Source organism: Comamonas sp. 7D-2 (assembly GCF_022749555.1).
GTDB classification, from domain to species: Bacteria; Pseudomonadota; Gammaproteobacteria; order Burkholderiales; family Burkholderiaceae_C; genus Comamonas; species Comamonas thiooxydans.
Window position 1 is genome coordinate 974,669 of the sequence record NZ_CP094238.1, and the last position, 26,261, is coordinate 1,000,929.

The window sequence follows — 26,261 nt, forward strand, 5'->3', positions numbered from 1 at the left end:
TCAAACTTCGCTCATACCCGATGTGTTTCGGTTGTTTTCGGAGCAAGAGCATGACGAAAGAACAAGCCCTCATCAACAAGTACGGCACCTTGATGACATTGGTGCATTTGGCTCAAGAACTTCATCGTTCGCCTGATGGCCTGCGTATCAGTTTGCGTAGCAATGCTGGATGGGCAAGTCAGGTCAATGCCGCACGCAAAAAATTCGGGCGCCGCGTTTATTTCGACACTGCGAAGATCGCCGCCATCATCGATGAGATGAACTGAACTGGGTTTCGGCATGTTGATGTCAGAACTCGTTGGCACGCCGCAAATTGAGACGTGGCTGCGGTAGACGCGTATGGAGGATTCATTAGCGCGAATCAAGCAGCGCGCAGACGAAGCACAGGCTTATGCAAAGCTGCAACAAGCAGCTCGTAAGCCCGTGGAATTGTTTCTTCGTGGAATGGGCGATCTCAAGCGTGCAATGCCGAACCAGATAGCAAGATCGTCACTCTTTGCACCTATAAAAAGAGGGCCACGAGAGCAGCTCACCGAGGCACTGCTTGTGACGCGCGCAGATGCTGTCATGAGCTATTCGGGAGAGCAGCTTGATGAAGCTGATGCGGATATTGTGTTGCAACTATTCTTCGAGGCCAAAAGCCGCCCGTTGGGTTTGCCAGTGAGGTTTAAGCGTGCAGCTTTTCTGCGTGCGATGGGCAGGCAAACAAGCGTGAGTCAGTACCAGTGGCTCATGAGGCGCATGACAGTGCTTACAAAGGCAACCCTCATCGTTGAAGCACTGCGCTCGGACGGCAACAGGAAGTACCGTGTGGGAAAAGCTGATGCGTTTCACATTGTCCAGAGCTTTTGCTATGACCCCGTCATAAAGAGCTATACCTTCATCCTGGATTCGCGGTGGACAGTGCTTTTTGGGAACGATGAGTATGCCCTTTTGGACTGGGAGAAACGAATGCAAATAGCCAGGGGGCAAGATATGGCCAAGTCTCTTCAGCGGCTTGTAGCAACGTCTAGTGACCCCATACAACGCTATTCTCTGGAGTGGCTCAAGGAAAAAATGCAGTACCGAGGACGGATGCGAGATTTTAAGAAAGCATTGGTGCGTGCATGCGAGGAGCTTGAGCGTTTGAGCATCGTTGCCAATAGCAAAGTCGAGATGAGTACTAAAGGTAAGCAACAGCTATCGCTTTGGATGGCTGTATCCGCATAGCATCGCGCTGCGTATTCCGGCTGAGTTGACCGCCTGTGCCGGTTACAGCTTGGTCGCGACCCACTGAGTTCAGCTAGCAGCAGCCGACCTCAATCCTTTCAGGATGACTGCTCTGGACTGTGCCGCGGAAATTGAGCGCATACCACCCCAGGGGGCCTTAACCATGGAGATGCTTACTCCTCTCTTATGGCTTTATCTAGTCCCGATCCCGGTCTGCTGCATAGCGCCCTGAGCAGTAATAGCAGCGGTACTCCATGCCGTGTTCGCCACTCCAATTTTCTAGGTCGCCGGACGTCATGTGCGCACCGCAGATTGTGCAGCTGGCAGGCAATTCATCCCCGTACTCGTTTTCGCAGAATGTACAGCGATAGCCCGTTCTAGATTCTTTATTGACAACCATCGTGTGGTTGCCGCACTCTTCGCAATCCATGCGGACAGGATCTTCTTCAGGATCCATTGGGTCGATAGGGTTCGCCTTCTCGACGTCATCGGCCATCTTGAGGGCATCGTGCAGCTTGAACTGGTACTCATCAGAGAGAACCGAGAAGATTGCTTTGGTCTCTTCCGGTATTCGCTTCTCAACGTCTACAACCCCGTAGTAGTCGAGGAATTCCAGGACAGAGCGGAAAAGACGACCGATGGCGATCCGAGCGGTAGGCACGTCCATCTCGAACTTGTGGTGCTCGATGTCATTCCGCAATTTCTTAAGCCACTCCAAATCCTTTCTGAAATCTCCTGCAACGGCGTCCTTCTCTTCGTTATTGATGAAGTTGACTGCCTCCCAAAGGCCGATGGTCTTAGCAGTCGCTGGGTCGATCTTTGCCGCGAAAGGGTTGGCGTAAATCAGCAGCGGGTGCTTCTCGGTGATGTGGTGCTTAAAGATCAGCTCAATGAAGTGCGCCATATGGAGCACGCAGAACTTGTAGGCTTTATGGTCACCTTCGTCTCCTTCTTGGAACTTCTTCAGCGCCTCTTCCAGACTGTCCATCGCGTTGCCGAGCAAATCCAGCTTGTGGCTCATGTGACCCCTTCCCGTGGTTGTCCTTCGATAGTGCGTGCATGCCTTAGACAGACGCCCGCTTTTGCCACAATTGTCGCCGCTTCGACCAACCGCTAGGCATATTGATGCTCCTGCAACTGACAAACGGATTCATCACGAAGAGACCCAACTCCAGGTGACTTCAGATGACCGCTGGGCAATTCATTCAAAACGCTGGACTGCAGAACTCAGCTTGGGTACTAAGGTTGCTCAGAACATCCGCATAGCGTCGCGCCTCTTTCCGCATAGCATCGCTCTTCATCCGCATAGCGTCGCGCTTTATCCGCATAGCATCGCGCATGTGACCTACAAGGTGTTGTCGCCATTGGATTTTTTGGTGCTTTTTTGCCCTTTACCTTCTTATTACCTTTTTCTTACCTAACGTGACCTGTGGATAGGCAGTTGTTCATGGGCTTCATTGAGCAACGGCTAACTGCTGGTGCAGGCCTTCCGCCCACGCTCCGCTTGGAAAAATTGGCCTCTGCTGTTTGAGCGCTTCCGTTACTTTGATTTTTTCCAGGCCTTAGCCGGTGCGGGTCTGCCAAATGGATAACCAGAGGGCACGAAAGTGGAAGTTCGTGTGCTTAGGCGCATCCTGAGGTCAACTCTTTGAGGCTTGCTGATGTTTTGCTGATCTTTTGCTGATACCGACTGCATTGCGGCACATGGTCGGTGTTCGATGAGGCTCTTTGACACAGTAGCAACTCAAGTGAACGAACTTCGCTGCTTAGTGCAAGTGAACGAACTTCGCTGCTTAGTGGAACATAAAGAACGTGTCACGTTGTAGCTTGTTTTTAACGATTTTTTCTTTGTAAATCATTGAGTTAATGAGTGGCACACGCAAGCCGCAATGTGCTCCATTTCGAGCACATGTCATGGCGTCCTGTTGGGGCAGTGAATTTGCAGTGAGACTGCAGTGGCGATGCAGTGGCGATGCAGTGAACTTGCGGTGTAAGTGCAGTGATAAGGCCGTGAATCTGCAGTTCCAGTGCAGTAGTCGCCGAGAGGCTATGTAAAGACAGGGCCGCGTGCTTTGCTCGCTAGGAACGCTTCCCAAGCGTCTGTAACCGTCCCGCTCCCGCCTGAGAGGGCTATCCAGTGCTTGCGGTTGGCATCATCAAGTTGGCTCCACCAATCTTCACGTGCCCTCTCGTAGGCGGTGGGCAGGTTTTCTGCCCAATCCGGTAATGGCAGATGTTGACCTGGTTGGAGGTACGCTCTAAAACAAGGGGTCGGTTCGCGCTTCATGCGTGTGGATCCTAGAGTTGTTGGACGATGTGAAAAGGGGCAAATTCTTAGCTTCTTCCGGCAATTCAAACCCTCTTGTGAAGAGCTTGTTTGGCTTTTAGCCTGGGATTTCTCGGTACACCAGCGGTACACCCACCAGTTCTATCGAACTCCATCAAATTTCGCTAACTTACTGTCACTAAAATACTTTTAGCTTCTGCAGGTTTCGGTGCACTTCGGTACACTTCCCTAGGCAAGCACGAACCTGCCGAAACTCATAATCCTTTGGTCGTCGGTTCAAGTCCGCCACGCCCTACCAAGCTGCATGAAAGCCTGCCGTCTTCATCGATGGCAGGCTTTTTCTTTGCATGAACGCGAAAAAGTTGTCGATTTGGTTCGAGAGCCGTTTTTGCACTGCTAGAATACAACCCTGTTGCGGCTGTAGCTCAGCTGGATAGAGTACTTGGCTACGAACCAAGGGGTCGTGGGTTCGATTCCTGCCAGCCGCACCACAAAACGTCAAGCCTCAGAACTGAAAAGTTCTGAGGCTTTTTCGTTTCTGGGCTCAGGCTTTGGGTATCAGCAAGGTGAAGCTGCTGCCTTGGCCCAGCTGGCTGCTTATCTGCAGGCTGCCGCCATGACGCTGTGCCACGGTGCGCGTGAAGGCCAGGCCCAGGCCCACGCCATCCATGCGCTGGTGTTGCTGCAGGCGCTCGAAGGGCTGGCTGAGTCTGGCCAGCGATGCCTCGTCCATGCCTGAGCCGTGATCGCGCACGGCGATGCCCCATTGGCTGTCTTGCTCGACAACGGCGATTTCCACTTGGGCACCGCCATCCCCAGTCTGTGGCTTGCCGTATTTGATGGCATTGCTCAACAGGTTGATGACGGCGCGGTGCAGCAGGCCGGGGTCGCCATGCACGCAGGCTTCGGCATCCGGCAGCTCGAACACCAGTTGCATGTTCTGCTGTTGGGCAAGGGTCCAGCAATCCGAGACGGCCTGGTCCGCCAGCAGGCCCAGATCCAGGACTTCGCTGCGGTATTGCTGCTGCTGGGCTCTGGCCAGATGCACAAAATCGTCTGCCAGCTGAAGAGACGACTGGGCATAGCCCTCAATGCGGTCAAACAGTGCATCTTGCGAATCGATGCGCTTGCCTGTGCGCTGCATCTCCAGCAAGGTGATGATGGAGCCTATCGGTGCACGGATATCGTGGGAGATGAACTGCATGGCTTGGTCGCGCTGGGCCTGTGCGCTGCGCAGGTCGCTGATATCGACCAGGGTGATGAGCCAGCCCGAGGTGGGCGGTGCCTCGAAGCTCTGGCTCAGCAGCATCAGATGGCGGCCCTGGGTGTCGCGCCCTTCGCTCTGGCGTGACAGAGTGGCTTGCTGCAACGCACTGTGCGTGAGCAGTGGCGTGCTGCTGGCAGCGCGGCCGCCGTCGCTGCTGGCGCTGTTCAGGCCGTGGAGCAGGGCGACCAGATCGTCACCTTGCTGGAGTTTGTGCTCCAGGCTTTCGATGTAGCGGTGCGCGGCTGTGTTGGCAAGCAGCAGCAGCCCTTCGCGGTCGCAGACAAAAGTGGCCGAGGGCAGCTGGCGCAGGCTTTCGCTGACGAAGTGATGCAATGCGCGCAGCTGGCGCGAGGCTTGCTCCACAGCGTCGATCCGCTGATCGAGTGCGTCGCTCTTGAGCGAGGGGGCGGGCAGGCCCTGGCCTTGCAGATCGCGCAGCTCCAGCGCCAGAAAGCGTGTGGCGGCGCGCAGGCGCAGCCAGCTCCAGAGCGGGTAGGCAAGCGACAGGCCCAGCAGTGCCGCAGCGGGGGCGGTCTGCACATGACCCCAACGCGGCGCCAAACCGGCTATCGACAGACTGAGCAAGGCCAGCAGGATGCTTGAAATCAGCCCGCCAGAAGGGCCGAGCCAGGCCAGAGCCAGCAGGCCCAGCAGCACGGGCAGCACATTGAGGCTGCGGTTGAGCGTGGCAGTGGCTGGCTCCAGATGTGTGTCCTCAAGGATGCCGTTGAGCACATGGCCCAGCATCTCCACATTCGAGATCAGGCGCGCATCAAAGCCGATGGGGGCCGTGAATTTTTCGCCAAGACCTGCGGCAGTGGCTCCAATCAGCACGTATTTGCCGCGAAAAGCGACCGCTGGGATATTGCCGCGCAGGATGTCGATATAGGAGTAGGTGGTGAACGGCGAGCCCGGGCTGTTCTGGCGGTCCCGCGAAGCCCGGGCAAAAGCGATGAACTGGGGCTGCAGCTTTTGCCAGGAGTTGGCTGCAACCGAGTCTGCTGGAGGTGGGGCAGATGGTTGGCAGGGTCGGGTGGTCTGGCCCACGCAGTGCAGGCTCAGCGCCATATGCCACCAGAGCTGGCCGGCCTTGCCTTCCTGTGCATAAAAGCGTCGCACCACACCATCGGCATCCACAGGCATCTGGGTGTGCCCCAGAGCAGCAGCCTCGCTGGCAAGGCTCTGTAAAGGGGCGGTGGCGGCGCTTTGCGCGGCGCGCGTGACGGGCAGCACTACGTTGCCGCTTTTTTGCAGTGCTCGTTGCAGCAGCAGATCGTCGCCGGGGTAGTCCCAGTCTTCCTCGCTGAAGACCACATCCATGCCGATGGCGCGGGGCTGTCCTTGAGTGATGCGCTCCAGCACGGCGGCGTGCAGTGCACGCCGCCAGGGCCAGCGGCCTATGCTGTCGATGCTGTCATCGTCGATGGCCACGATGACAACATCGGGCGAGGCTGGACGCTGGTGAAGCCAGGCCGAGGTGTCCTGAATAATGCCGTTGACACGTGCCAGCTGCCCCGGGCCGCTGAGCCACCAGGTCATGCCGAGCAGGAAAGCGCTGAGCAGCAGCCAGCTCAGGCGCAGGTCCTGCAAGCGGTTTTTACGCAGGTTGGGCGCTTCAACCATGTGGGTGACTCGGTGAGAAGCTCATAAAACAATAGCTTCCAGCGCTTGTCATATAAGTGATCAAGATATGAATCCTATGAAGCTTCATGGAATTCAAGCGCTGGTAGCTATGGTTTTTACTGGCGCATCAGGCGTGAACCGTCGCCGGAAGTCAGCGCCTGCCCCTCGGACGAGGTCACCCAGTTGCCGGTCTGGAATTGGCGCGCGACAGAGAGATTGCTGCGCAGGCCGTTGGCATCCTCGACCTGCATCTGCAGATAGTAGGTGCCAGGAGGCAGATCCTGCGTGCTCCACTGAGGCTGGGTTATCCAGGTGTCGATCAGGGGCGCAGTGAAACCGGCGTCGCTGGCCACCACGATACGGTAGCGTTGACCCTCTTCACCTGCCCAGTGAATATGGCTGCTGCCTTCGCCGGGCGCGCCGCCGATCTGCAGCTCGGGCGATTTGGGTGCCAGGGCCAGTTTCATCTTTTGCGGGGCGGCGAAAGGACCCGCATCCGGCTGGCCGTTGCCGAGCTTACGGATGCTGCCTACGCGCCACATATATTCGCCGACAGGCAGCTTGGCCAGCGCACTGGCAGGCAGGGCGCAGTCCTTGAGGTCGTTGGCGTCGATCAGCGGCTGGGCAAAGCTGCCGTCGGCGGTGGCTACCTGGATACGGTAGGCCGAGGCTTCCGCCACCTGGGTGCATTGCAGGCCGTGCTGGCCCTGTCCGATGGTGGCTTCAGGTGCTGGAGACTCATAGAGCGGCGGCACCGGATGAGCTTTGACGCGCAACACTTGCAGGCTGCGTTTGCCAGGAATGCCGTTGGCGTCAATGGCGCGAATGGCCGCAATGTAGCTGCCGTCTTCGACACCCGTCAGGCGTGCAGGTGACCTTGTGAACATGCCGCCGCGCACGATCTGGGTCAGCTCCTTGTCCTGAGCGAGCAGCACTTGGTAGCGCACGGCACCAGCCATGGCTGGCAGGGGCAGGCTGACCCAGTTGGCGTCTTCGACAAGAGCGGGCCAGGCCGCAATATCGGGAGCACCCAGCATGGTTGTTGGCTTGCCGATCTGGCCGTTTGCGGAGACGGACAGACCTTGACCTGGCCTGAGCAAGGCTGAGGGCTGGCCCGTCTGCACGGCGACCGAGCCTTCGTCGACGGCAGCAGCCGTGCGGCCCTCGTCATCACTCATCACCAGAAACTGGGTGCCGCGCACGCTGGTCGAGGCCGCCGGGGTGCGCACCTCGAAGCGGCGCTCGCCATTGGCTTGCCTGGACACTTTTGCTTCAATTGCGCCCTCGCGCAGATCGATGATGGACTGCAGACTGCCGGCTCGGCCTTTGCGGCGCATCTGGCGCAGCTCGACATCGGATTCGGACTGCACGCGCACCAGTGAGCCATCTGCCAGGCGCACGGAGACAAAGGCGTTGGCCGGAACCTGGAGCGAATCGCCTTCCTGCAGCAGCTGGCCTTTTTGCACGGGCTGAGGCGGCGCGTTGACGGAGTCTGCGAGATGGCTCGCAGAGCGTGTGCTTTGCACATCGCCTTGCACAAACACAACCGAAGCCATCGCTGCGCGCAACAGGCGTGTGGGAATTTCCAGCACCGAACCGGGGCGCAGGCGCAGGGGGTTGTCCACCTTGTTGTGACTTTGCAGCGCTGTCCAGCGCTTGTGGTCGCCCAGATAGCGTGCTGCCAGCATCTCCAGCGTATCTCCAGTCACCACGCGGTGGGCAATGACATCGTTGCCGCGGGGAGTGATCTGGGCATGGGCCAGACCTGTTGCCGTCATCCCTCCAAACGCCACCCACAGCATGCCTGCACCCAGAATGGGCGCCGGGGAGTGGACGGAAAAGAGGTTTTGACGTAAATCAGGCATTTTTTAAAGCTAGGTTATGGGGCTGCCGAACTCAGGCAGCTGGGGCTGCGGGCTGCGCAGCTTCGGGGACATCCAGGCGGTAACCATAGCCATAAACGGCTGAAATGGCATAGGGCTGACCGGCGCGCAGGTTCAGCAGATTGCGCAGGCGCGAGACATGGGTGTCCAGCGAGCGCGACTGCACCTCGGCGTTATGGCCCCAGACGACTTCGCGCAGATGATCGCGCGAGAGCAAACGGCCCTGGTTCTGGAACAGCGTCAGTGCCAGAGTGTATTCACGGTGCGTAACCTCCACGGGCTGGCCGTCCATCTCTATGCCATTGGTGGTGGTGAGAAAGCGGTAGGGGCCGAAGTCCAGCACGCTTTGTGCGGTCAGCGGATAGGCGCGGCGCAGCAGGGCGGAGATGCGAGCACGCAGCTCGCCCGCACGTATGGGCTTGATCATGAAGTCATCGGCGCCGCTGGCCAGGCCTTCGACAATGTCGGCCTCTTCGCTGCGGTGGGTCACGAAGATGACCGGCACTTCCTTGCTGATCTGCTCGCGCACCCAGCGCACGATATCCGGACCGCTGCTATCGGGCAGCTCCCAGTCAATCAGCAGCAAATCGAAGCTTTCGCGGCGCAGGGCTTGCTGCAGGGCGGCCCCCTTGAGGTAAGAGTGACAGCTATGTCCGGCTTCCGTCGCGACTTGTTGCAACAGTTCCAGTTGTAGCGGATCGTCATCCAGAGCAGCAATACGCATCGGTAGTTCCTTTAGTGCGAAGGATTACATCCACGCTGTCCTTTGAATTCGGAGGCAGCGTCCATCGGGCAGCGATGAGCTATTGCTCGGCCGCCTCACGCAGTTGTTCCAGAGCCTGGATCACCAGGTCATCGCTGACACCATCCAGTGTCTGCAGGCACGGCTTGATGGCGGCCAGAGCCGTCGCGCCTTCGCGCTGCAACCGGGCGATGTTCTGCCCCGCTTCCTTGGGGGCGGTAAAGCCCAGGCTTTGCAGCAGCAGCTGACCGTCAGCGGCCACCAGCTTGAAGTAGAACTGGCCATCGGATTCGCGATACTGCTTGAACTGGGGCAGTGCAGTCTTGGCAGCCTTGGTCTTGGCCTTGCTGGCTTGCGCCAGGTTGCGGATGCCGACGGCGCCGCGCAGTTGCTGCAGCAAAGGAGTCGCCAGCTTGCGTGCCTTGATGGCACCAGCCTGAAGAATCTCTTCCAGCTCTGCCGGGTGGGCAATCAGGTATTCATAACGCTCGCGCATGGGGGCGATTTCACGGTCGATGCGCTCGAACAGGATCTGCTTGGCATCGCCCCAGGCAATGCCTTCGGCATATTGCTGGCGCAGGGCGGCACTTTCCTCTTCGCTGGCAAAGCCTTGATAGATCTGGAACAGGGCGGAGCCTTCGACTTCCTTGGCCTCGCCGGGGGCGCGCGAGTCGGTGGTGATGCTGTTGATGAGCTTCCTGAGTTGTTCACGTGGCGCAAACAGCGGAATCGTGTTGTTGTAGCTCTTGCTCATCTTGCGGCCGTCAAGGCCGGGCAGGGTGGCGACGGACTCCTCCACCACGGCCTCAGGCAGCGTGAAGTACTCGCCGCCGTAGATGTGGTTGAAGCTCGACGCCATGTCGCGTGCCATCTCCAGGTGTTGCACCTGATCGCGGCCCACAGGAACCTTGTTGGCGTTGAAGATCAGAATGTCGGCACCCATGAGCACGGGGTACATGAAGAGACCGGCGGTCACGCCGTCGTCAGGTTCGCTGCCGGATGCATTGTTCTTGTCCACCGCCGCCTTGTAGGCGTGGGCGCGGTTGAGCAGGCCCTTGCCAGTCACGCAGGTCAGGAACCAGGTCAGCTCCGGAATCTCGGGGATGTCCGACTGGCGGTAGAAGGTCACATGCTCGGGGTCGAGACCAGCGGCCAGCCAACTGGCGGCGATTTCGATGGTCGAGCGCTGAACGCGCTCGGGGTCCTGGCACTTGATGAGCGCGTGGTAGTCGGCCAGAAAGTAGAAGTTCTCCACATTCTTGTCGCGACTGGCTTCGATGGCGGGGCGCATCATGCCTGCGTAGTTGCCCAGGTGTGGGGTACCGCTGGGGGTGATGCCGGTCAGAAAACGGGTGGTGCTCATAGGGATCAACAACAGATATCAGTAGCAGACCAGGCGCTGGGTTCAGCGCAGCAAGGCCATGAAGGGGTAGAGGATCAGATCGATGGCCGAGTAGCCCAGGCTCATCAACGGGCGCAGCCAGTAGCTGCCGACCACGCCGGCAATCACCAGTGCCATGACGATGAAAAAGCCATAGGGCTCGACACGCGCCACCAGTTGCGCCTGTTTCCAGGGCAGCAGACCGACCAGAATGCGGCCACCGTCCAGAGGCGGCAGCGGAAAGAGATTGAAAGCCCACATCACCAGGTTGACCAGAATGCCGGCGCGGCACATCTCGAGGAAAAAGCGCTCGTGCAGACCTGTGCCTACCAAGACGATCAGCAGCAGGCCCCAGAACACGGCCTGCACGAAATTGGAGGCAGGGCCGGCCAGCGCTACCCAGATCATGTCGCGCTTGGGGTGGCGCAGATGGTCAAAGCGCACAGGCACGGGCTTGGCATAGCCGAAAAGAAACGCGCCCGAGGTAGCGAAATACAGCAGCAGCGGCATCAAGATGGTGCCGATGGGGTCGATATGCTTGATGGGGTTGAGCGTGATGCGACCCATCATGGCTGCGGTGTTGTCGCCAAAGTGACGCGCAGCATAGCCGTGCGCCGCCTCATGAATGGTGATGGCGAACAGCACGGGCAGTGCGTAAATCAGTACGGTTTGTATGAGTTCGGTGAGTTCCACGCACTGATTGTCTCAGACGCCGCGCCAAGCTGCTGTCTTGTACCGGGACAAGCCGTTTGCTGTTGCAGAAATACGGGTTGCACATAGTTGTGTGGTAAACCAGATGTTGCAAAATGCAACTCGCGCAAATCCGTGGTTGCTGCCTGCACAGCGGAACAGGTTTTGTGCGGGTTGACGAAATCAATACATAACACGGCGTTCGGCAGGACAGGGCAAGGGGATCAATATGACGGTAAGCAAGCGACTGGTGATTGCATTTGTCAGCATCAGTGTTTTTGTCCTGGCTTTGATGGGAATTGCCTGGTCAGCGATGTCTGATGTGCTGGAGGTGCTCAAGGCGGGATCGCTCACGGCGCAGCAGTCGCAGAACTTGATGGCGGAGGTCGAGCGTTCGCGCTGGTGGCTGCTGGCACTGGGCGCCTGGGTCTGCATTTCCTGCACGTGGTCCTGGATCAGCCTGCGCCGCCGCATCGTGGCGCCATTGCAGGAAGCCATCCTGATTGCCGAGACCGTGGCAGCAGGTGATTTGAGCAAGGAGTTCTCTTCGAATGCCGAAGGCGAGTTCGGTCGTCTTCTGACTGCGCTGAGCACCATGGAAGACACGCTGACCGAGTTGGTGGGTCGCATCAAGCAGTCCACCGATTCGCTGGCCGTTTCGGCCTATGAAATCGATGCGGGCAACATCAACCTCTCCAGCCGCACCGAGCAGCAGGTCAGCGCGCTGACCGAAACCGCAGCCAGCATGGAGCAGCTCACCGTCACCGTGCGCCAGAACGCAGAGCGCGCTCATTCGGCCAGCTCTCTGGCAGTCACTGCATCGGCCACGGCCGGACGTGGCGGTGATGTGGTGGACCAGGTCGTTCACACCATGGATGCCATCAGCGGCAGCTCGCGCAAGATTGTGGACATCATTCAGGTCATTGAAGGCATCGCCTTCCAGACCAATATCCTGGCCCTCAATGCGGCCGTGGAAGCGGCCCGGGCCGGAGAGCAGGGGCGTGGCTTTGCCGTGGTGGCCAGCGAGGTGCGCTCGCTGGCGCAGCGCAGTGCCGAAGCGGCCAAACAGATCAAGGAGCTGATCACGGCCAGCGTGACTCAGGTGGAAAGCGGCTCTGGCCTGGTGGGCCAGGCCGGCAGCACCATGAAGGAAATCATGCAGTCCGTAGGTCAGGTCACAGGTCTGCTGAGCGAAATCTCCGGTGCGCTGCAGCAGCAAAGCGAGGGCATCGCCCATGTGAATACGGCCGTGGCTCACATGGACAGCACCAATCAGGAAAACGCCGCCCTGGTCATGCAGGCCACGCAAGCCGCTGCTGCGCTCAATGCGCGCACGCAGGATCTGCAGCAGGCGGTGGGGGCCTTCAAACTCGATGACGATGAGTCACCTGGTCTGGCTCCTTCTGCCATGCCGGCTCCGCGTGGAGCCGGGGCCGCGCAGGCGCGTCCAGCTCGTGCCCGCGAGCTGGCCTATGAAGAGCTTTGATTCAGCGAATTTCGTGCAGATATCCGTAAATGGCTACGACGGTAAAGCCGAAATGGAGGCAGATAGCCGTTCCCAGCAGGACTCTGCGGCGCAGTATGGAGTCATCGGCCTGTGCCGACAGCCCTGGCGAGACATGGAATGACTTGCCTCCCGCATAAGCCCGAATCGTCCATGCCGTCCAGAGGGTCGCGAGGGCATAGACCGTCCATAGCTGGGATGTCTGCCGAAACACCAGCGCCACGACCAAGGAGTAAGCGCACAAAGAGACGATGAGCCAGGGCCAGTGGCGCTGAACAAAGTCTTGCGGCAGCTGCTTTTCCTGCATGAGGCCGCGCCTATTCGGGCTGAAGACCTATGTCTTTCAGGCCGCCCATGCCCTGGCGCACCACGACGGGGGGATTGTTCAAGGCCATGGGCGTGAGGTCCAGCACCGTGGTGGGTTGCTGCGGGCAGGCACCGGAGTCGACCACGGCGTCCAGCTCATGGGGGAAGCGCTCCAGAATCGACTCGGCATCATTGAGCGGCTCGGTCTCGCCGGGCGCGATCAAGGTGGTGGCCAGCAAGGGCTCGCCTAGCTCTTCCAGCAGCAGTTGCAGACCTTTGCGATCCGGCACGCGCAGGCCGATGGTCTTGCGCGAAGGGTGGCTCAGGCGCTTGGGCACTTCCTTGCTGGCTTCAAGAATAAAGGTGTAGGGGCCTGGCGTGGCCAGCTTGAGCAAGCGGTACTGGCGGTTGTCCACGCGGGCATAGTTGGCCAGCTCGGACAGGTCGCGGCACAGCAGCGTGAGGTGGTGCTTGTCGTTGATCTGCCGGATGCGGCGCATGCGGTCCACGGCGTTCTTGTCGTCCAGGTGGCAGACCAGGGCATAGCTGGAATCGGTGGGTACGGCAAGAATGGCACCCTTGCGCAGCATGTCCGCCGCCTGCTTGATGATGCGGGGTTGCGGGTTCTCTGGATAGACTTCAAAAACGGTGGTCATGCAATCTCTCTCTGTGATTTATGCACGCTGTATGCGGTCCTGCAGCAGCTCCCAGACGGGAGTGAGCTGACTGGGCAGATAGGGCAGCTGCCCCAGGTCTATCTGTGATTCATCGGGGCTGTGAAAGTCGCTGCCGCGCGATGCGGCCAGGCCGAATTCCAGGGCCAGATCGGCATAGATCGCATATTCGTGCGGACGGTGGCTGCCGGTCACGACCTCCACGCCCTGGCCGCCGAGTTCCTTGAACTTGGAAAACAGCGCATATTCCTCGTTATGGCTCAAGTCGTAACGTGCCGGGTGGGCAATCACGGCCACGCCGCCGGCATCCACGATCCAGCGCACGGCGTCCTCCAGATTCGCCCAGACATGGGCGACATAACCGGGCTTGCCTTCTGTCAGATAGCGTTTGAAGACCTCATAGGTGTCGCTGCAGACGCCGCTCTCCACGAGAAAGCGCGCGAAGTGGGTGCGCGAGATCAGCTCGGGGTTGCCTGCATGGCGCAGTGCTCCTTCATAGGCGCCGGGAATGCCGGCCAGTTCCAGCTGCCTGGCCATTTCGCGGGCGCGTGGGCCGCGGCCGTTGCGAGTGTCGTACAGGCCTTGGGTCAGCGCTGCGTTATCGGCGTCAAAGCCCAGGCCCACGATATGTACGCCGCTGCCCGAGAAGCTGACGGAAATTTCAGTGCCTGTCAGATAGTCCAGCCCTGCTGACCTGGCTGCGGCTGCTGCCCGGTGCTGGCCGCCGACCTCGTCGTGATCGGTCAGCGCCCAGAGCTCAACCCCTCGCTCGGCAGCACGCAGAGCCAGTTGCTCGGGCGTCAGAGTGCCGTCGGAGACGACGGAGTGGCAGTGCAGATCGGCGTTCAGATAGGTTTTGGGCACGGCTTGATTGTAGGCGGCTGTACGCAATCATGATTTGTGTCATAACACGAGCGCTATTGCGGTCGTAGCTTGTAACAAAGCTCAAATCTCCCGCCAGTATGCCGATTAAGGATTGGCTACAGCGCTTGTGAGTTTCTGAATTCGTTAAGGCTGCCACGGTGTTGCTTGATCTATTGAGATGGATAAAAAATGAAATTGAATCAGTTCTCTGTGTCACAAAAGCTGTGGGCTTTGGTGATTGGCTTGCTGGCGGGCTTGCTGCTGGTGTCTGCAGGCAGCCTGATCTATCTGGACCGCGTGTACGTGAGCATCTCCAAGGAGGCCACGCGTACCCGAATGGCAGCCAACATTGCCAGCGAGTGGCGTCATCTGACCGAGCAAAGTGTGGATCGCTCCATCGTCGCGGCCATTTCCTCCGAGGAAAACCTGGTGGAGCAGCAGCGCAAGCTGATGAGTGACGGGATTGCGCATATCACCGAGCTGCAGAAAAAGCTCAACGAACTGGTCACTGACGAGGAATCACGCAAGGTGCTGGACGAGGTCGCCGAGCGCAGGCGCGTGACGCTGGAGAGCAATGCAGCCGTGCAGGCCGCGCGCAAGGACAATGATTTTGCGGCGGCCTTCGATCTGGTTGAAAAACAGCTGCGTCCCAACGCCAAGGTCTACGTGGATGCGCAGCGCAAGTTTGTGCAGTTGCAGGAGCAACGCAGCCAACGTGCGGTTGCCGATGGCGAAGCAAGCCAATCTCAGGCCTATGTGGCTATCGGTCTGGTCTGCGGCCTGATCGTTCTGCTGGGGCTGGCGATGGCGGCTCTGATCCTGCGCTCGATCATCGCTCCGTTGAATGAGGCGGTAACTCTGGCCGACTCCATCGCTGCCGGCGATTTGACGGCAACGGTGCGCAATGACCGTCATGACGAACTGGGCCGTCTGCTCAAGTCCCTGAACGCCATGGCCGAGCGCCTGCGCTCCGTCGTCGGCCAGGTGCGCTCGGGCGTGGAATCCGTCTCTTCGGCCTCGGGCCAGATTGCCACGGGCAACCAGGACCTGTCGGCCCGCACCGAGCAGACGGCGGCCAACCTCGAGGAAACCGCGGCCAGCATGGAAGAGCTGACGGCCACCGTTACTCAGTCTGCCGACACTGCGCGTCAGGCCAATCAGCTGGCATCGACAGCCGCCCAGGCGGCCGAGCAAGGCGGTCGCGTGGTGCAGCAAGTGGTGCAGAGCATGGGCCAGATCACCGACAGCAGCCGCAAGATTGCGGACATCATCGGCGTGATCGACTCCATTGCCTTCCAGACCAATATCCTGGCCCTGAATGCAGCCGTCGAGGCGGCACGCGCCGGTGAGCAGGGCCGTGGTTTTGCCGTGGTGGCGGGCGAGGTGCGCAGCCTGGCGCAGCGCAGCGCTGAGGCGGCCAAGGAGATCAAGCAGCTCATCACCACCAGCGTGGACAATGTGCAGTCGGGCTCGCAGCAGGTGGAGCTGGCGGGCCAGAGCATGAGCGAGATCGTGGCCAGCGTGCGCCGTGTCAGCGATTTGATCGGCGAGATCACGGCCTCGTCCACCGAGCAGCGCGACGGCATCAATCAGGTCAATCAGGCGGTGAGCAATCTGGACCAGATGACGCAGCAGAACGCAGCGCTGGTGGAGGAGTCCAGTGCGGCAGCGCTGTCCATGCAGGAGCAGGCGCGTCGTCTGGCCGAAGTGGTCTCAGTCTTCAAGCTCGGCCATGAATCCGGCTATGCCAAGGTTGCCGTACCTCAGCGCTCGGCCAGCCGCGCCATGCCGGCCATGGCGCCAGTGAAGCAGACTGCTGCTGCAGCCAGACCCGCGATCAAGAAAGCGCCTGCTGGCCCGGCTCCCACGGCACTGAGTGCCAGCAAGGCCAAGCCTGCTGCGGACTCCGACGATGGGGACTGGGAAACTTTCTAAACCGCAGGCTGACACCCGCTTGCAGGCCCGCCGCTTCTGACAGGAGGCGGCGGGCTTTTTCATTCTGACTTGCCAACTCCAGCCGTGTCGAAAAGCGGGAAAGTACTGAGAACATCAGTTGTGCGCAATGCGCAAAGCAGTTGTAACAATTATTAATATATTGATGCAACCTCGGGAGAGCATCCCGAAGAGGTGGAGGGAGGACGTCAGGGGCCAGGAATTGACCGCCAGAGTCATGCACAAGCCAGCCCGTAGTTCACGATGCGGACGTGCCTGTGTGTGTGGGTTCTTTTGTCTGGATTGGTTGGTTCATGAAGTTGTTTCAATTCACCGTGGCTCGGAAGCTGTGGGCATTGGTGATCGGTCTTTTGGCGGGGATGTTGTTGCTGGTGGCAGGCAGCCTGGCTTATTCCAAACGTGTCAACGAGGGCGTTCTTACGGCGGTGGTGGAGGCGCAGACTGCTGCTGCGCAGGCCAAGGAGTGGCGCATCCTGACTCAGATGAGCATGGATCGCTTCACGGCGGCTGCCATGTCCACGGAAGAGAATCTGGTCGAGCACCAGTACAAGGCCATGGCCGGCCTGATCGCCAGCATCAACGAGTTGCGAGACAAGGTGCTGGCACAGGTTCATACCCAAGAGGCCAGGAGCCTGATGGCCGATGTGAACACGCATAGAGATGCCTTGTTTGCGGTGAACAAGGAGGTGGATCAGGCTCGTCAATCCAAGGATTTCGAGCGTTCGCAAAAGCTGATCGAAGAGCGGCTCAATCCCATGGCGCAAAAGTACTACGCGGCCCTGGATACCTATGTGCAACTGCAGGACCGCTACCGGGTGCAGGCGCTGGAGCAGGGTGAGTCCAGTCGCTCCAAAGCCTATGTGGTGATAGCCGTCGCTTGTGGAGTCATCATGTTTTTGGGATTGGTGACTGGCCTGCTCATCATGCGCTCCATCACCCGGCCTCTTGTCAAGGCCGTGGAGCTGGCGGACGCGATCGCCGAGGGCGATCTGAGCTTCAGAAGCGGGCATGACAGCGAAGACGAACTGGGCCATCTGCACCAGTCATTGAACGCCATGGCCGAGCGTCTGCGCTCCGTCGTCGGCCAGGTGCGCTCGGGCGTTGAATCCGTCTCTTCGGCCTCGAGCCAGATTGCCACGGGCAACCAGGACCTGTCGGCCCGCACCGAGCAGACTGCGGCCAATCTCGAGGAAACCGCAGCCAGCATGGAAGAGCTGACGGCCACCGTTACTCAGTCTGCCGACACTGCGCGTCAGGCCAATCAGCTGGCATCGACAGCCGCCCAGGCGGCCGAGCAAGGCGGTCGCGTGGTGCAGCAAGTGGTGCAGAGCATGGGCCAGATCACCGACAGCAGCCGCAAGATTGCGGACATCATCGGCGTGATCGACTCCATTGCCTTCCAGACCAATATCCTGGCCCTGAATGCAGCCGTCGAGGCGGCACGCGCCGGTGAGCAGGGCCGTGGTTTTGCCGTGGTGGCGGGCGAGGTGCGCAGCCTGGCGCAGCGCAGCGCTGAGGCGGCCAAGGAGATCAAGCAGCTCATCACCACCAGCGTGGACAATGTGCAGTCGGGCTCGCAGCAGGTGGAGCTGGCGGGCCAGAGCATGAGCGAGATCGTGGCCAGCGTGCGCCGTGTCAGCGATTTGATCGGCGAGATCACGGCCTCGTCCACCGAGCAGCGCGACGGCATCAACCAGGTCAATCAGGCGGTGAGCAATCTGGACCAGATGACGCAGCAGAACGCGGCGCTGGTGGAGGAGTCCAGTGCGGCGGCGCTGTCCATGCAGGAGCAGGCGCGTCGCCTGGCCGAAGTGGTCTCTGTCTTCAAGCTGGAACGCAATGCAGAGGCTTTCACGACCGTGTTCGCAGTGCTCCCAAAGCCGCTAGCGACGATCAAGGCGCTCAACCCGGCCGCTCATCCTGCCGTTGCAGTTCCCAGGCCGATAGCGTCCAGGTCCAAGGAGCAGTCCCTTGCAAGCACTGCGGAGGACGATAGCTGGGAGCAGTTCTAAGTGACGGGCACAGCGTGAAATGGGCAGCCGCCACGTTCGCTGTTGCGGCGGTCCTGACTGGGGCGAGGATCAGAAGCCCATGTTGCCGGCACCACCCTCGAAGTCCTGCGCGGCTTCCACGAGAAACTGCACCTTGCGTTCGCCGCGCCATTCGTTGATGTCCAGGCGATAGGCCAGGGTGGTGCGCGCGGGCAGCGGGTCGGTGTGGTTGAACCAGATGCCGTCGATCTTGGAGCCATGGTGCAGCAGCTCCAGCTTCAGGTGCTTTTCGCCGACAAGGCGCTGCGAGGTGATTTCCAGCTCTTCGCTGAAAGTCGGCGCGGCAAAGCCCTGGCCCCAGACGGCCAGCTGCATTTGTTCGATCAGGCCGGTGTCCAGCCATTGGGGCGACAGCGGGCCATCGGTCTCCAGCCTGCGCGTCAGCGTGGCGGCATCCAGCCATTCCCTGGCGACCTGGGCAAAAGCCTTTTCGAACTCGTCAAAGTGCGCTTCCGCGATGGTGCAGCCTGCTGCCATGGCGTGGCCGCCAAAACGCAGTATCAGACCGGGGTGGCGCTTGCTGACCAGATCCAGCGCATCGCGCAGGTGAAAGCCTGGAATGGAGCGGCCCGAGCCCTTGAGCTCGTGTTCCTTGCCCGGGGCGCCGCTGGCTGCAAACACAAACGTGGGCCGGTGCAGCTTGTCCTTGATGCGCGAGGCCACTACACCGACCACGCCCTCGTGAAAGTCGGGGTCGAACACGCTGATGGCAGGCGGCGGCGTCATGCCGTCCTCGCAAAGGCCTTCGGCCATGAGCAGGGCATGCTCGCGCATGCTGACTTCGATCTCGCGGCGCTCGCGGTTGATGCTGTCCAGCATGCGTGCCAGATTGTCGGCGCGGCTGACATCTTCCGTGGTCAGGCACTCGATGCCTATGGTCATGTCGGCCAGACGACCGGCGGCATTGATGCGCGGGCCCAGGGCAAAGCCGAAGTCGATGGTGGTGGCCATGTCGAAGCGGCGGCCCGATGCCTCGAACAGCGCGCGTATGCCGGGCTGCATGACGCCTTTGCGAATCTGCTTGAGACCCAGTGCCACCAGGCGGCGGTTGTTGGCATCGAGCTTGACCACGTCGGCCACCGTGCCCAGTGCTACCAGAGGCAGCAATTGCTCGAGACGGGGCTGGTTGTGGCGGTCAAAGCGGCCGCGATTGCGCAGCTCGGTGCGCAGGGCCAGCAGCACATAGAACATGACTCCCACGCCGGCCATGGATTTGCTCGCGAACTCGCAGCCGGGCTGGTTGGGGTTGACAATGGCATCGGCTGGCGGCAGGTGGTCGCCGGGCAGATGGTGGTCGGTCACCACGACCGACATGCCCAGCTCCTTGGCCACGGCCACGCCTTCGACGCTGGCAATGCCGTTGTCCACGGTGATCAGCATGTCGGCACCGGTCTCCTTGACTCGGCGCGAGATGGGGGCCGTCAGGCCATAGCCGTCGACCACGCGGTCGGGCACCAGATAGTCGGCATGAGCCGCGCCTAGCATGCGCAGGCCGCGCAGGCCCACGGCGCAGGCCGTGGCGCCATCGCAGTCATAGTCGGCGACGATGCACAGGCGCTTTTGCGCGGTGATGGCATCGGCCAGGAGCTGTACGGCAGTATCGATGCCGCGCAGGCCCGAGGGCGGCAGCAGGCGCGCCGGGGCATCGTCCAATTCGTCGGCCGAGCAGACGCCTCGCGCTGCATAGAGCTGGGCCAGCAAGGGATGAATCTTGGCCTGCAGCAGTGCAGAGACACTGCCGTCGGGAATGGACCTGGGGATTATTTTCATAGCATCTCTCGCAGGTCAGGTAAGCGTTTCGTGCCAAAAACACTCTTGATCTTGTCCATCAGGCCACGTGGCTGGCTTTGCCATTGCACGGCATTGCGCTCGCCGCAGAGCGTGAGCTTGACGGGCTCGCCCCGGGCGGCCCGCTGCTGCAGCTCGGCGATCAGGCCGCTGTCCAGCGCCTGCCAGGCTTTTTTCCAGCCTTGCACATTGCCCTGCAGCGCGGTGTGGCGCAGATCATCGACACAGACTGCGGCAGGGTTCGCTGTGGGCAGGCTGCTCAGGCTTCCCGTGCCATGTACCCAGAAGGAGTTGATGGGCGGTAGACCGCGTGCGGCACGCTGGTCGTTGAAGACATGGGTGTAGAGCAGCATCTGCAGCTCGGTCTGCAGACGCTGGATGATGGCACCCTGGATGGGATCGGGCATCCAGGGGCGCACGTCGCGACCCAGTGCCCGGTCCATCGAGGCGGTAGCCAGGTCCTTGAAGGCCGCCCCGCGTGCCAGCCAGAGGTCGGCGCGCAGATATTCCAGCGTGATGCCGTCGTCGCTGAACCAGGGCGCGATCAGCGCCAGCAACTGGCGGGATTCGTCTTCGTCTAGTGGCGCGCTGGCCGGGTCGGTCTGGTGGACCTGGTCCGGCGTGATATGCCAGTGGCAGGGCGTGATGAAGGCACAGGCCTGGCTGCTGTCTCCGGCCACCAGCGCTGCCCAGGGAATCAGCCCGGGTGTATCGGGCAGCTGCATGCTGCGGGCCAGGGCGCGTTCATGCGGGGGAGAGAAATCCATCTCGTCGCCCTGCACCAGCGTGGTCGGGGCCAGCGTTGCCAGCAAGGCCTGCAGGTGAGGGAGTTGCAAACCGTCCCATGCCTGGGGAATGTCGGCAGGGCCGCTGGCATAGGCAACAATGATTTCAGAGGCGCCTGTGCCCAGGGCTTGGGCGGCAGGCAGCAAAGGCGCGGTCAAAGACATGGGCGCTATTGTCGGGCATGGCCGCCGCCCGGGCATGGTGCGGGGTGCTTTGTCACCTCGCCGGCATATTTTTCAGGGTGTAGACCAGGCTGTAACTCGCATCATCGGCAATGGCGGGCATGCTGGCATTCCAGTCGTCCCAGCGCTGTCGCATGGCCTGCAGGCGCTCGGGGTGCTGTCCGGCCAGATTGGCACGCTCGCGTTCGTCCTGTGCCAGATTGAACAGGTATTCGTTGTCTTCCACGCGCAGGTATTTCCATTCGCCTTCGCGCAGCGCACGCTGGTTACGGTAGAGCATGCGCCAGTACAGAGGCCGGGCAAACTCCGCACCGTCGGTGCGCAGCACGGGCAGGATGGAGACGCCGTCCAGCGGGTAGTCCGGATCGGCGCTCACACCGGCTGCATCCAGCACCGTGGCCGACCAATCCATGCTCATGCATTGTTGGGCGCTGCTGCGACGGGCCGCGATCACGGCAGGCCAGTGGGCGATCCAGGGCACGCGGATGCCGCCTTCGGTCAGGTCCATCTTGCCGCCCACGAGAGGCCAGCTGTCCGAGAAGCGCTCGCCGCCGTTATCGCTGGTGAAGACGATCAGCGTGTTGTCCAGTTGGCCGTTCTTGCGCAGTGCTTCGACGATCCAGCCTATGCCCTCATCCATGTGATGAATCATGCGGCGGTACTGGTGAATATTGCCGCCCGCCAGATGCGTGATGCCCGCCCCCAACTGCTCGGCAGTCTCACGGTCATCACGGGTTTCCCAGGGCCAGTGCGGGGCCGTGTAGTGAAGGCTCAGGAAGAAGGGGGAGTCGCCTTCGCTCATGCGGTTGACGAAGTCCACGCTGCGCTGGGACAGCAGGTCGGTCAGATAGCCTTCGTCGTGATGCTCCTCTTCGCCCACCCACAGATCGTGCTGGCCCGAGCTGCTCAGATGGGTGAAGTAATCCACGCCGCCCGACATGGGACCGAAGTATTCCTCGTAGCCCGAGCGCAGCGGGCCGAAGTGGGGAGGGTAGCCTAGATGCCATTTGCCTATCAGTGCCGTGCGATAGCCCGCGCCCTTGAGCAGCGAGGCAACGGTGGGGATTTCGGGCGGCAGGCCCAGCTTGGCTCCCAGCGGCGTGCCGCGCGTCTTGCTGTTGATGGGCTCCTCGGCCGCGCCGCGCAAGCGGTATTGATAGCGAGCCGTGGCCAGGGCAAAACGCGTGGGCGAGCACACGGGTGAATTGGCATAGCCCTGGGTGAGCCTGAGGCCGTTGGCCGCCAGGCGGTCGAGCACCGGGGATACCGGGCCGAACTCGGCATCGCGGCCGCCGTAGCAGCCCAGATCGGCATAACCGAGATCGTCGGCGACGATAAAGATGATGTTGGGGCGAGTCATGAAATGCGGGTCGTTGTTGTTATAGGTCGGTAGGTCGGAAAGAGGCCTTATTCCATCTTCATGCCAGTGGCCTGGATGACGGTCTTGTAGCGATCGCTGAGGTTTTGCAGCCGCTTGGCCGCTGCCTCGCCAGTCAGGCCTTCAACGACCAGATCGTTGCTGCGCATGCGCTCCTGCAAGGGCTTGTCTTGTAGCGCCTCGCTGACTGCCAGCTCGATCTTTTTTACCAAGGGATCTGGCAAGGTTGCAGGCACCCATAGGGCGAACAGGATTTCCTGCTCCAGATTCTTGTGGCCCAGCTCTGCCATGGTGGGCACATTGGGCAGCAAAGGATTGCGCTTTGGGGTGGTCACGGCCAGGGCATTGACCTTACCGGCCTGAATGTGGCCTATGAGCGCAGAGGCGCTGAGTACCCCGCCATCCACCTCGCCGGCCAGGATGGCTGTACTGGCTGGGGCGTTGCCTTTGTAAGGCACATGGGTGATCTTGGCGCCTGTGGCATGGGTAAGTATGGTCGCCGCCAGATGACCGGGGGCGCCGTAACCGGCCGAACTCAGGGTCAAACCGTCCTTTTTGCCGCGATCTATGAACTGCTCCAGCGTTTTGAGCCCTGTCTTTGGGCTGACCGCAACCGCCATGCCCTGCGATGCCAGTACCAGCACCGGGCGCAGATCGCTGTTCTTGAACGGCATGCTCTTATAGATGAAGGGGTTGACCGTGAAGGTGGTGTCTATGCCGATCAGCATGGTGTAGCCGTCAGCAGCAGATTTGGCGACGTTGTCCGTGCCGATGTTGCCGCCCGCACCGGGGCGGTTGTCTATGACAAAGGGTTGTTTGGTTTCGCGTTGCAGCACCTCGCCCACACTGCGCGCCAGAATGTCGGCTGCGCCAGCCGGTGGGAAGGCCACCACGATGCGTACTGGCTTGCCGGGCCAGGCGGCGACGGCTGCGCCATCGGCAGGCTGGGCCTGGGAGGCGAAGGCGGAGCAGCCCAGCAGCAGAGCCAGGCTGGTTTGAAGAAGGCGGCGGGGTGCAGTCAGGCGAGCCATGGAATCACTCTCTTGTCTGAGGGAAGAGCCGGCATTTGCGAAAATCCCCAGCACTTCCCTTTGTCTCTGTATTGGGAATGCACACTGTAGAAGTGACATCCACAATTGATCTAATCAACTCATCCCCGTGAATACCCGACAACCCACCTCCATTCAGCAGATGCTGCTGTTTCGCATCAGCCGCTTTTTTGGCGTGGCGGGCGGCATGGCCATGCGCATGTGCGAGGCCCGCTTCGGCCTGACGCGCCGTGAATGGGGCGTGATGGCGACGCTGGCGACCGGGGAGGGTTTGCTGTCCTCCGAGCTGGCGCAGAAGGTGCAGCTGGACAGGGCGCGCACTTCACGGGCGCTCAGCGGCCTGGAGGAAAAAGGCTGGGTGCTGCGCAAGCCTCTGGATGGAGATCGTCGGCGCGTGGCCATTTACCTGACCGAGGAGGGGCGGCGCATGTACGGCCTGATCCTGCCCGAGATGGTCAAGATTCATGCCGACATCGTGTCCGTCCTCAGCGATGAAGAGCTGGCCTTGTTTGACGGCCTGCTGGCCAAGCTTCAGGCCCATGCGGTGACGCTGGAGCAGCAGGAGCAATACGCGAATCTGCCGCGCATAGGGCGCAGCAGGCCGCCCCGATAGAGGGGCGGCGGGCAGTCAGATCGCATAAGGCTGGCGCCGCCGGCAGGGCATTGCCGGCAATGCCACAATGCTGACAACATGCAATTTCCCTACGAACTGGCCGTGGGCTGGCGCTATACCCGTGCAGGACGCGCCACACGCCGCAATGGCTTCATCTCCTTTATCTCGGGTGTCTCCATGCTTGGCATTGCGCTGGGCGTGGCGGCGCTGATCATTGTGCTGAGCGTGATGAACGGCTTCCAGAAGGAAGTGCGGGATCGCATGCTCAGCGTCGTCTCCCATGTGGAAATCTACGCCCCGCAGGGCGCGCCTCTGCCTGATGTGGAGCGCACCATGCGCGAGGCCAGGGCCAACCCCGATGTGGTGGGGGCCGCGCCTTTTGTGGCAGCTCAGGCCTTGCTGGCGCGCGGCGAGGATATGAAAGGCGCCTTGGTGCGCGGTATCGATCCGGCGCGTGAGGGCGAGGTGACCGATCTGGCGGCCACCAGCGGCGAGGTGCTCAAGCGTCTGGTGCCCGGCGAGTTCAAGGTGGTGCTTGGCATCGAGCTGGCGCGCAATCTCGGTGTGAGCGAAGGCGATGTGATCACGCTGATCGCTCCCAGCGGACAGGTCACTCCGGCCGGTGTGCTGCCGCGCATGAAGCAGATGACGGTGGCCGGCACCTTCGATTCCGGTCACTACGAATATGACTCGGCGCTGGTGATGATGCATTACGAGGATGCACAGCGCATCTTCCGCCTGGAAGGGCCGACCGGCATTCGCCTCAAGCTCAAGGATTTGCACGAGGCCCCGCGCGTGGCGCATGAACTCGCTGACACCTTGACGGACCGTTTGTTCATCCGTGACTGGACGCAGCAGAACAAGACCTGGTTTGCCGCCGTGCAGCTCGAAAAACGCATGATGTTCATCATCCTGACCCTGATCGTGGCCGTGGCGGCTTTCAATCTGGTGTCCACCCTGGTGATGAGCGTGCAGGACAAGCGTGCCGATATTGCCATCTTGCGTACCCTGGGGGCCTCGCCCTCGTCCATCATGGGCATCTTCATGGTGCAGGGAGCCATGGTCGGCGTCATCGGTACCTTGGCCGGTCTGGCGCTGGGGCTGGCGATTGCCTTCAATATCGACGTCATCGTGCCGGCCATAGAGCAGGCGCTGCATGCCAACTTCCTGCCCAAGGACATCTACCTGATCAGCAAGATGCCCAGCGAGCCGCAGTCCACGGACATCGTGCCGATCGCCGTGATTTCCCTGATTCTTTCTTTTGTGGCCACGATTTACCCCAGCTGGCGTGCCAGCCGCGTGAACCCTGCGGAGGCACTGCGTTATGAATGATGTTGTGATGGGCCAGAGCGTGCTGGAGGCACGCGGCCTGACCAAGCGCTTTGCCGAAGGCAAGCTGGATGTGACCGTGCTGCAGGGCGTGGATCTGCAGGTTCAGGCGGGCGAGACACTGGCGATTGTCGGCGCCTCGGGTTCGGGCAAGTCCACCTTGCTGCACTTGCTGGGCGGGCTGGATGCTCCCTCCACCGGCAGCGTCAGCCTCATGGGCCAGCCCTTGCACCAGCTCAGCCCGCAAAAGCAGGGCGCGCTGCGCAACCAGCATCTGGGCTTTATTTACCAGTTCCATCATCTGCTGGCCGAGTTCTCGGCCCAGGAGAATGTGGCCATGCCGCTGCGCATTCGCCGCGATGCCAAGGAGGACTGCATGGATCGCGCCGCCGAGATGCTGCGCGCCGTGGGCCTGGGCCAGCGCATGGCGCATCGCCCGGCCGAGCTGTCGGGAGGCGAGCGTCAGCGCGTGGCCATTGCACGTGCCCTGGTTACGCGTCCGGCCTGCGTGCTGGCCGACGAGCCCACGGGCAATCTGGATCGCGGCACGGCCGATACGGTGTTTGCGCTGATGCTGGAGCTGGCGCGCAGCCATGGCACGGCGTTTGTGATGGTCACTCATGACGAAGGACTGGCAGCGCGTTGCGATCGCATGGTCAGGCTGGGGCAGGGACAGCTGGCCTGACCTCCTGCCTGCCGACG

21 protein-coding genes and 1 tRNA gene are annotated in these 26,261 nt (G+C 61.0%); 9 read left to right on the forward strand and 13 right to left on the reverse strand.

Going from position 1 to position 26,261, the window contains the following annotated elements; genetic code table 11:
- Positions 1-50 precede the first annotated feature (50 nt).
- Together MPZ60_RS04420 and trfA are read left to right on the forward strand one after the other, a co-directional pair.
- Positions 51-266 (forward strand): hypothetical protein, encoded by a 216-nt coding sequence (locus MPZ60_RS04420; RefSeq protein WP_034357638.1) that lies wholly within the window; start codon positions 51-53, stop codon positions 264-266.
- A 73-nt stretch (positions 267-339) separates the two neighbouring features.
- Positions 340-1,209 (forward strand): plasmid replication initiator TrfA, encoded by an 870-nt coding sequence (trfA, locus tag MPZ60_RS04425; RefSeq protein WP_034357640.1) that lies wholly within the window; start codon positions 340-342, stop codon positions 1,207-1,209.
- Positions 1,210-1,405: 196 nt separating this feature from the next.
- Here trfA and MPZ60_RS04430 read toward each other — a convergent pair whose 3' ends face one another.
- The gene (locus tag MPZ60_RS04430; RefSeq protein WP_034357642.1) at positions 1,406-2,230 is read right to left on the reverse strand and encodes a hypothetical protein; all 825 of its coding nucleotides are present in this window, start codon (positions 2,228-2,230) and stop codon (positions 1,406-1,408) included.
- Positions 2,231-3,910: 1,680 nt separating this feature from the next.
- Between MPZ60_RS04430 and MPZ60_RS04435 the strand changes: the two genes are divergently transcribed.
- Positions 3,911-3,987: transfer RNA gene (locus MPZ60_RS04435), tRNA-Arg, on the forward strand.
- Positions 3,988-4,040: 53 nt separating this feature from the next.
- Here MPZ60_RS04435 and MPZ60_RS04440 read toward each other — a convergent pair.
- The 5 genes from MPZ60_RS04440 to MPZ60_RS04460 all read right to left on the reverse strand — a co-directional run bounded on the left by MPZ60_RS04440 (position 4,041) and on the right by MPZ60_RS04460 (position 11,085).
- Complete coding sequence (locus MPZ60_RS04440) at positions 4,041-6,386, reverse strand: CHASE2 domain-containing protein (RefSeq protein ID WP_034357645.1); 2,346 nt, start codon at positions 6,384-6,386, stop codon at positions 4,041-4,043.
- Between the two features lie 116 nt (positions 6,387-6,502).
- Positions 6,503-8,251, reverse strand: coding sequence for a FecR domain-containing protein (locus tag MPZ60_RS04445; protein ID WP_052057641.1), 1,749 nt, complete (start codon positions 8,249-8,251; stop codon positions 6,503-6,505).
- Positions 8,252-8,282: 31 nt separating this feature from the next.
- Positions 8,283-8,993: a response regulator transcription factor gene (locus MPZ60_RS04450; protein ID WP_034357649.1), complete on the reverse strand. Its 711-nt coding sequence runs from the start codon at positions 8,991-8,993 to the stop codon at positions 8,283-8,285.
- Positions 8,994-9,072: 79 nt separating this feature from the next.
- Positions 9,073-10,374: a tryptophan--tRNA ligase gene (locus MPZ60_RS04455; RefSeq protein ID WP_034357651.1), complete on the reverse strand. Its 1,302-nt coding sequence runs from the start codon at positions 10,372-10,374 to the stop codon at positions 9,073-9,075.
- 42 nt (positions 10,375-10,416) lie between these two features.
- Positions 10,417-11,085, reverse strand: coding sequence for a site-2 protease family protein (locus MPZ60_RS04460; protein ID WP_003066089.1), 669 nt, complete (start codon positions 11,083-11,085; stop codon positions 10,417-10,419).
- Positions 11,086-11,311: 226 nt separating this feature from the next.
- Between MPZ60_RS04460 and MPZ60_RS04465 the strand changes: the two genes are divergently transcribed.
- A complete protein-coding gene (locus tag MPZ60_RS04465; protein ID WP_034357654.1) occupies positions 11,312-12,568 on the forward strand; it encodes a methyl-accepting chemotaxis protein in 1,257 nt (418 codons plus the stop codon).
- 1 nt (position 12,569) lies between these two features.
- On the opposite strand, the gene MPZ60_RS04470 is transcribed toward MPZ60_RS04465, so the two are convergent.
- From MPZ60_RS04470 to MPZ60_RS04480, 3 genes are read right to left on the reverse strand one after another with little or no spacing between them, the layout of a single operon-like run.
- The gene (locus tag MPZ60_RS04470; protein ID WP_034357656.1) at positions 12,570-12,893 is read right to left on the reverse strand and encodes a hypothetical protein; all 324 of its coding nucleotides are present in this window, start codon (positions 12,891-12,893) and stop codon (positions 12,570-12,572) included.
- A 10-nt stretch (positions 12,894-12,903) separates the two neighbouring features.
- Positions 12,904-13,548 carry an L-threonylcarbamoyladenylate synthase gene (locus tag MPZ60_RS04475; protein ID WP_003066094.1) on the reverse strand — a complete coding sequence of 215 codons (645 nt, stop codon included), beginning with the start codon at positions 13,546-13,548 and terminating at the stop codon, positions 12,904-12,906.
- An 18-nt stretch (positions 13,549-13,566) separates the two neighbouring features.
- Complete coding sequence (locus tag MPZ60_RS04480; RefSeq protein WP_034357719.1) at positions 13,567-14,430, reverse strand: 3',5'-nucleoside bisphosphate phosphatase; 864 nt, start codon at positions 14,428-14,430, stop codon at positions 13,567-13,569.
- 189 nt (positions 14,431-14,619) lie between these two features.
- Between MPZ60_RS04480 and MPZ60_RS04485 the strand changes: the two genes are divergently transcribed.
- Together MPZ60_RS04485 and MPZ60_RS04490 are read left to right on the forward strand one after the other, a co-directional pair.
- Positions 14,620-16,365 carry a methyl-accepting chemotaxis protein gene (locus MPZ60_RS04485; RefSeq protein ID WP_149353959.1) on the forward strand — a complete coding sequence of 582 codons (1,746 nt, stop codon included), beginning with the start codon at positions 14,620-14,622 and terminating at the stop codon, positions 16,363-16,365.
- A 311-nt stretch (positions 16,366-16,676) separates the two neighbouring features.
- Positions 16,677-18,395: a methyl-accepting chemotaxis protein gene (locus MPZ60_RS04490; RefSeq protein WP_149353960.1), complete on the forward strand. Its 1,719-nt coding sequence runs from the start codon at positions 16,677-16,679 to the stop codon at positions 18,393-18,395.
- Between the two features lie 69 nt (positions 18,396-18,464).
- Here MPZ60_RS04490 and recJ read toward each other — a convergent pair whose 3' ends face one another.
- The 4 genes from recJ to MPZ60_RS04510 are packed head-to-tail and all read right to left on the reverse strand — an operon-like array spanning position 18,465 to position 23,599.
- Positions 18,465-20,204 carry a single-stranded-DNA-specific exonuclease RecJ gene (gene recJ, locus MPZ60_RS04495; RefSeq protein ID WP_034356431.1) on the reverse strand — a complete coding sequence of 580 codons (1,740 nt, stop codon included), beginning with the start codon at positions 20,202-20,204 and terminating at the stop codon, positions 18,465-18,467.
- Entirely contained in the window at positions 20,201-21,172 is a 972-nt protein-coding gene (locus tag MPZ60_RS04500) for a phosphoglycerate mutase (RefSeq protein ID WP_034356435.1), read from the reverse strand. Before MPZ60_RS04500 ends, recJ begins: the two co-directional genes overlap by 4 nt.
- A gap of 52 nt (positions 21,173-21,224) precedes the next feature.
- Positions 21,225-22,550, reverse strand: coding sequence for a sulfatase (locus MPZ60_RS04505; RefSeq protein ID WP_034356438.1), 1,326 nt, complete (start codon positions 22,548-22,550; stop codon positions 21,225-21,227).
- Between the two features lie 47 nt (positions 22,551-22,597).
- Entirely contained in the window at positions 22,598-23,599 is a 1,002-nt protein-coding gene (locus MPZ60_RS04510) for a tripartite tricarboxylate transporter substrate binding protein (protein ID WP_242881913.1), read from the reverse strand.
- A 160-nt stretch (positions 23,600-23,759) separates the two neighbouring features.
- On the opposite strand from MPZ60_RS04510, the gene MPZ60_RS04515 reads away from it, so the two are divergent.
- The 3 genes from MPZ60_RS04515 (at position 23,760) to lolD (ending at position 26,244) form a co-directional block, all read left to right on the forward strand.
- Positions 23,760-24,230, forward strand: coding sequence for a MarR family winged helix-turn-helix transcriptional regulator (locus MPZ60_RS04515; RefSeq protein WP_034356448.1), 471 nt, complete (start codon positions 23,760-23,762; stop codon positions 24,228-24,230).
- 78 nt (positions 24,231-24,308) lie between these two features.
- The gene (locus MPZ60_RS04520) at positions 24,309-25,562 is read left to right on the forward strand and encodes a lipoprotein-releasing ABC transporter permease subunit (RefSeq protein WP_003066109.1); all 1,254 of its coding nucleotides are present in this window, start codon (positions 24,309-24,311) and stop codon (positions 25,560-25,562) included.
- Positions 25,555-26,244 carry a lipoprotein-releasing ABC transporter ATP-binding protein LolD gene (gene lolD, locus MPZ60_RS04525; RefSeq protein WP_003066112.1) on the forward strand — a complete coding sequence of 230 codons (690 nt, stop codon included), beginning with the start codon at positions 25,555-25,557 and terminating at the stop codon, positions 26,242-26,244. The genes MPZ60_RS04520 and lolD overlap by 8 nt, the downstream gene beginning before the upstream one ends.
- Positions 26,245-26,261 lie beyond the last annotated feature (17 nt).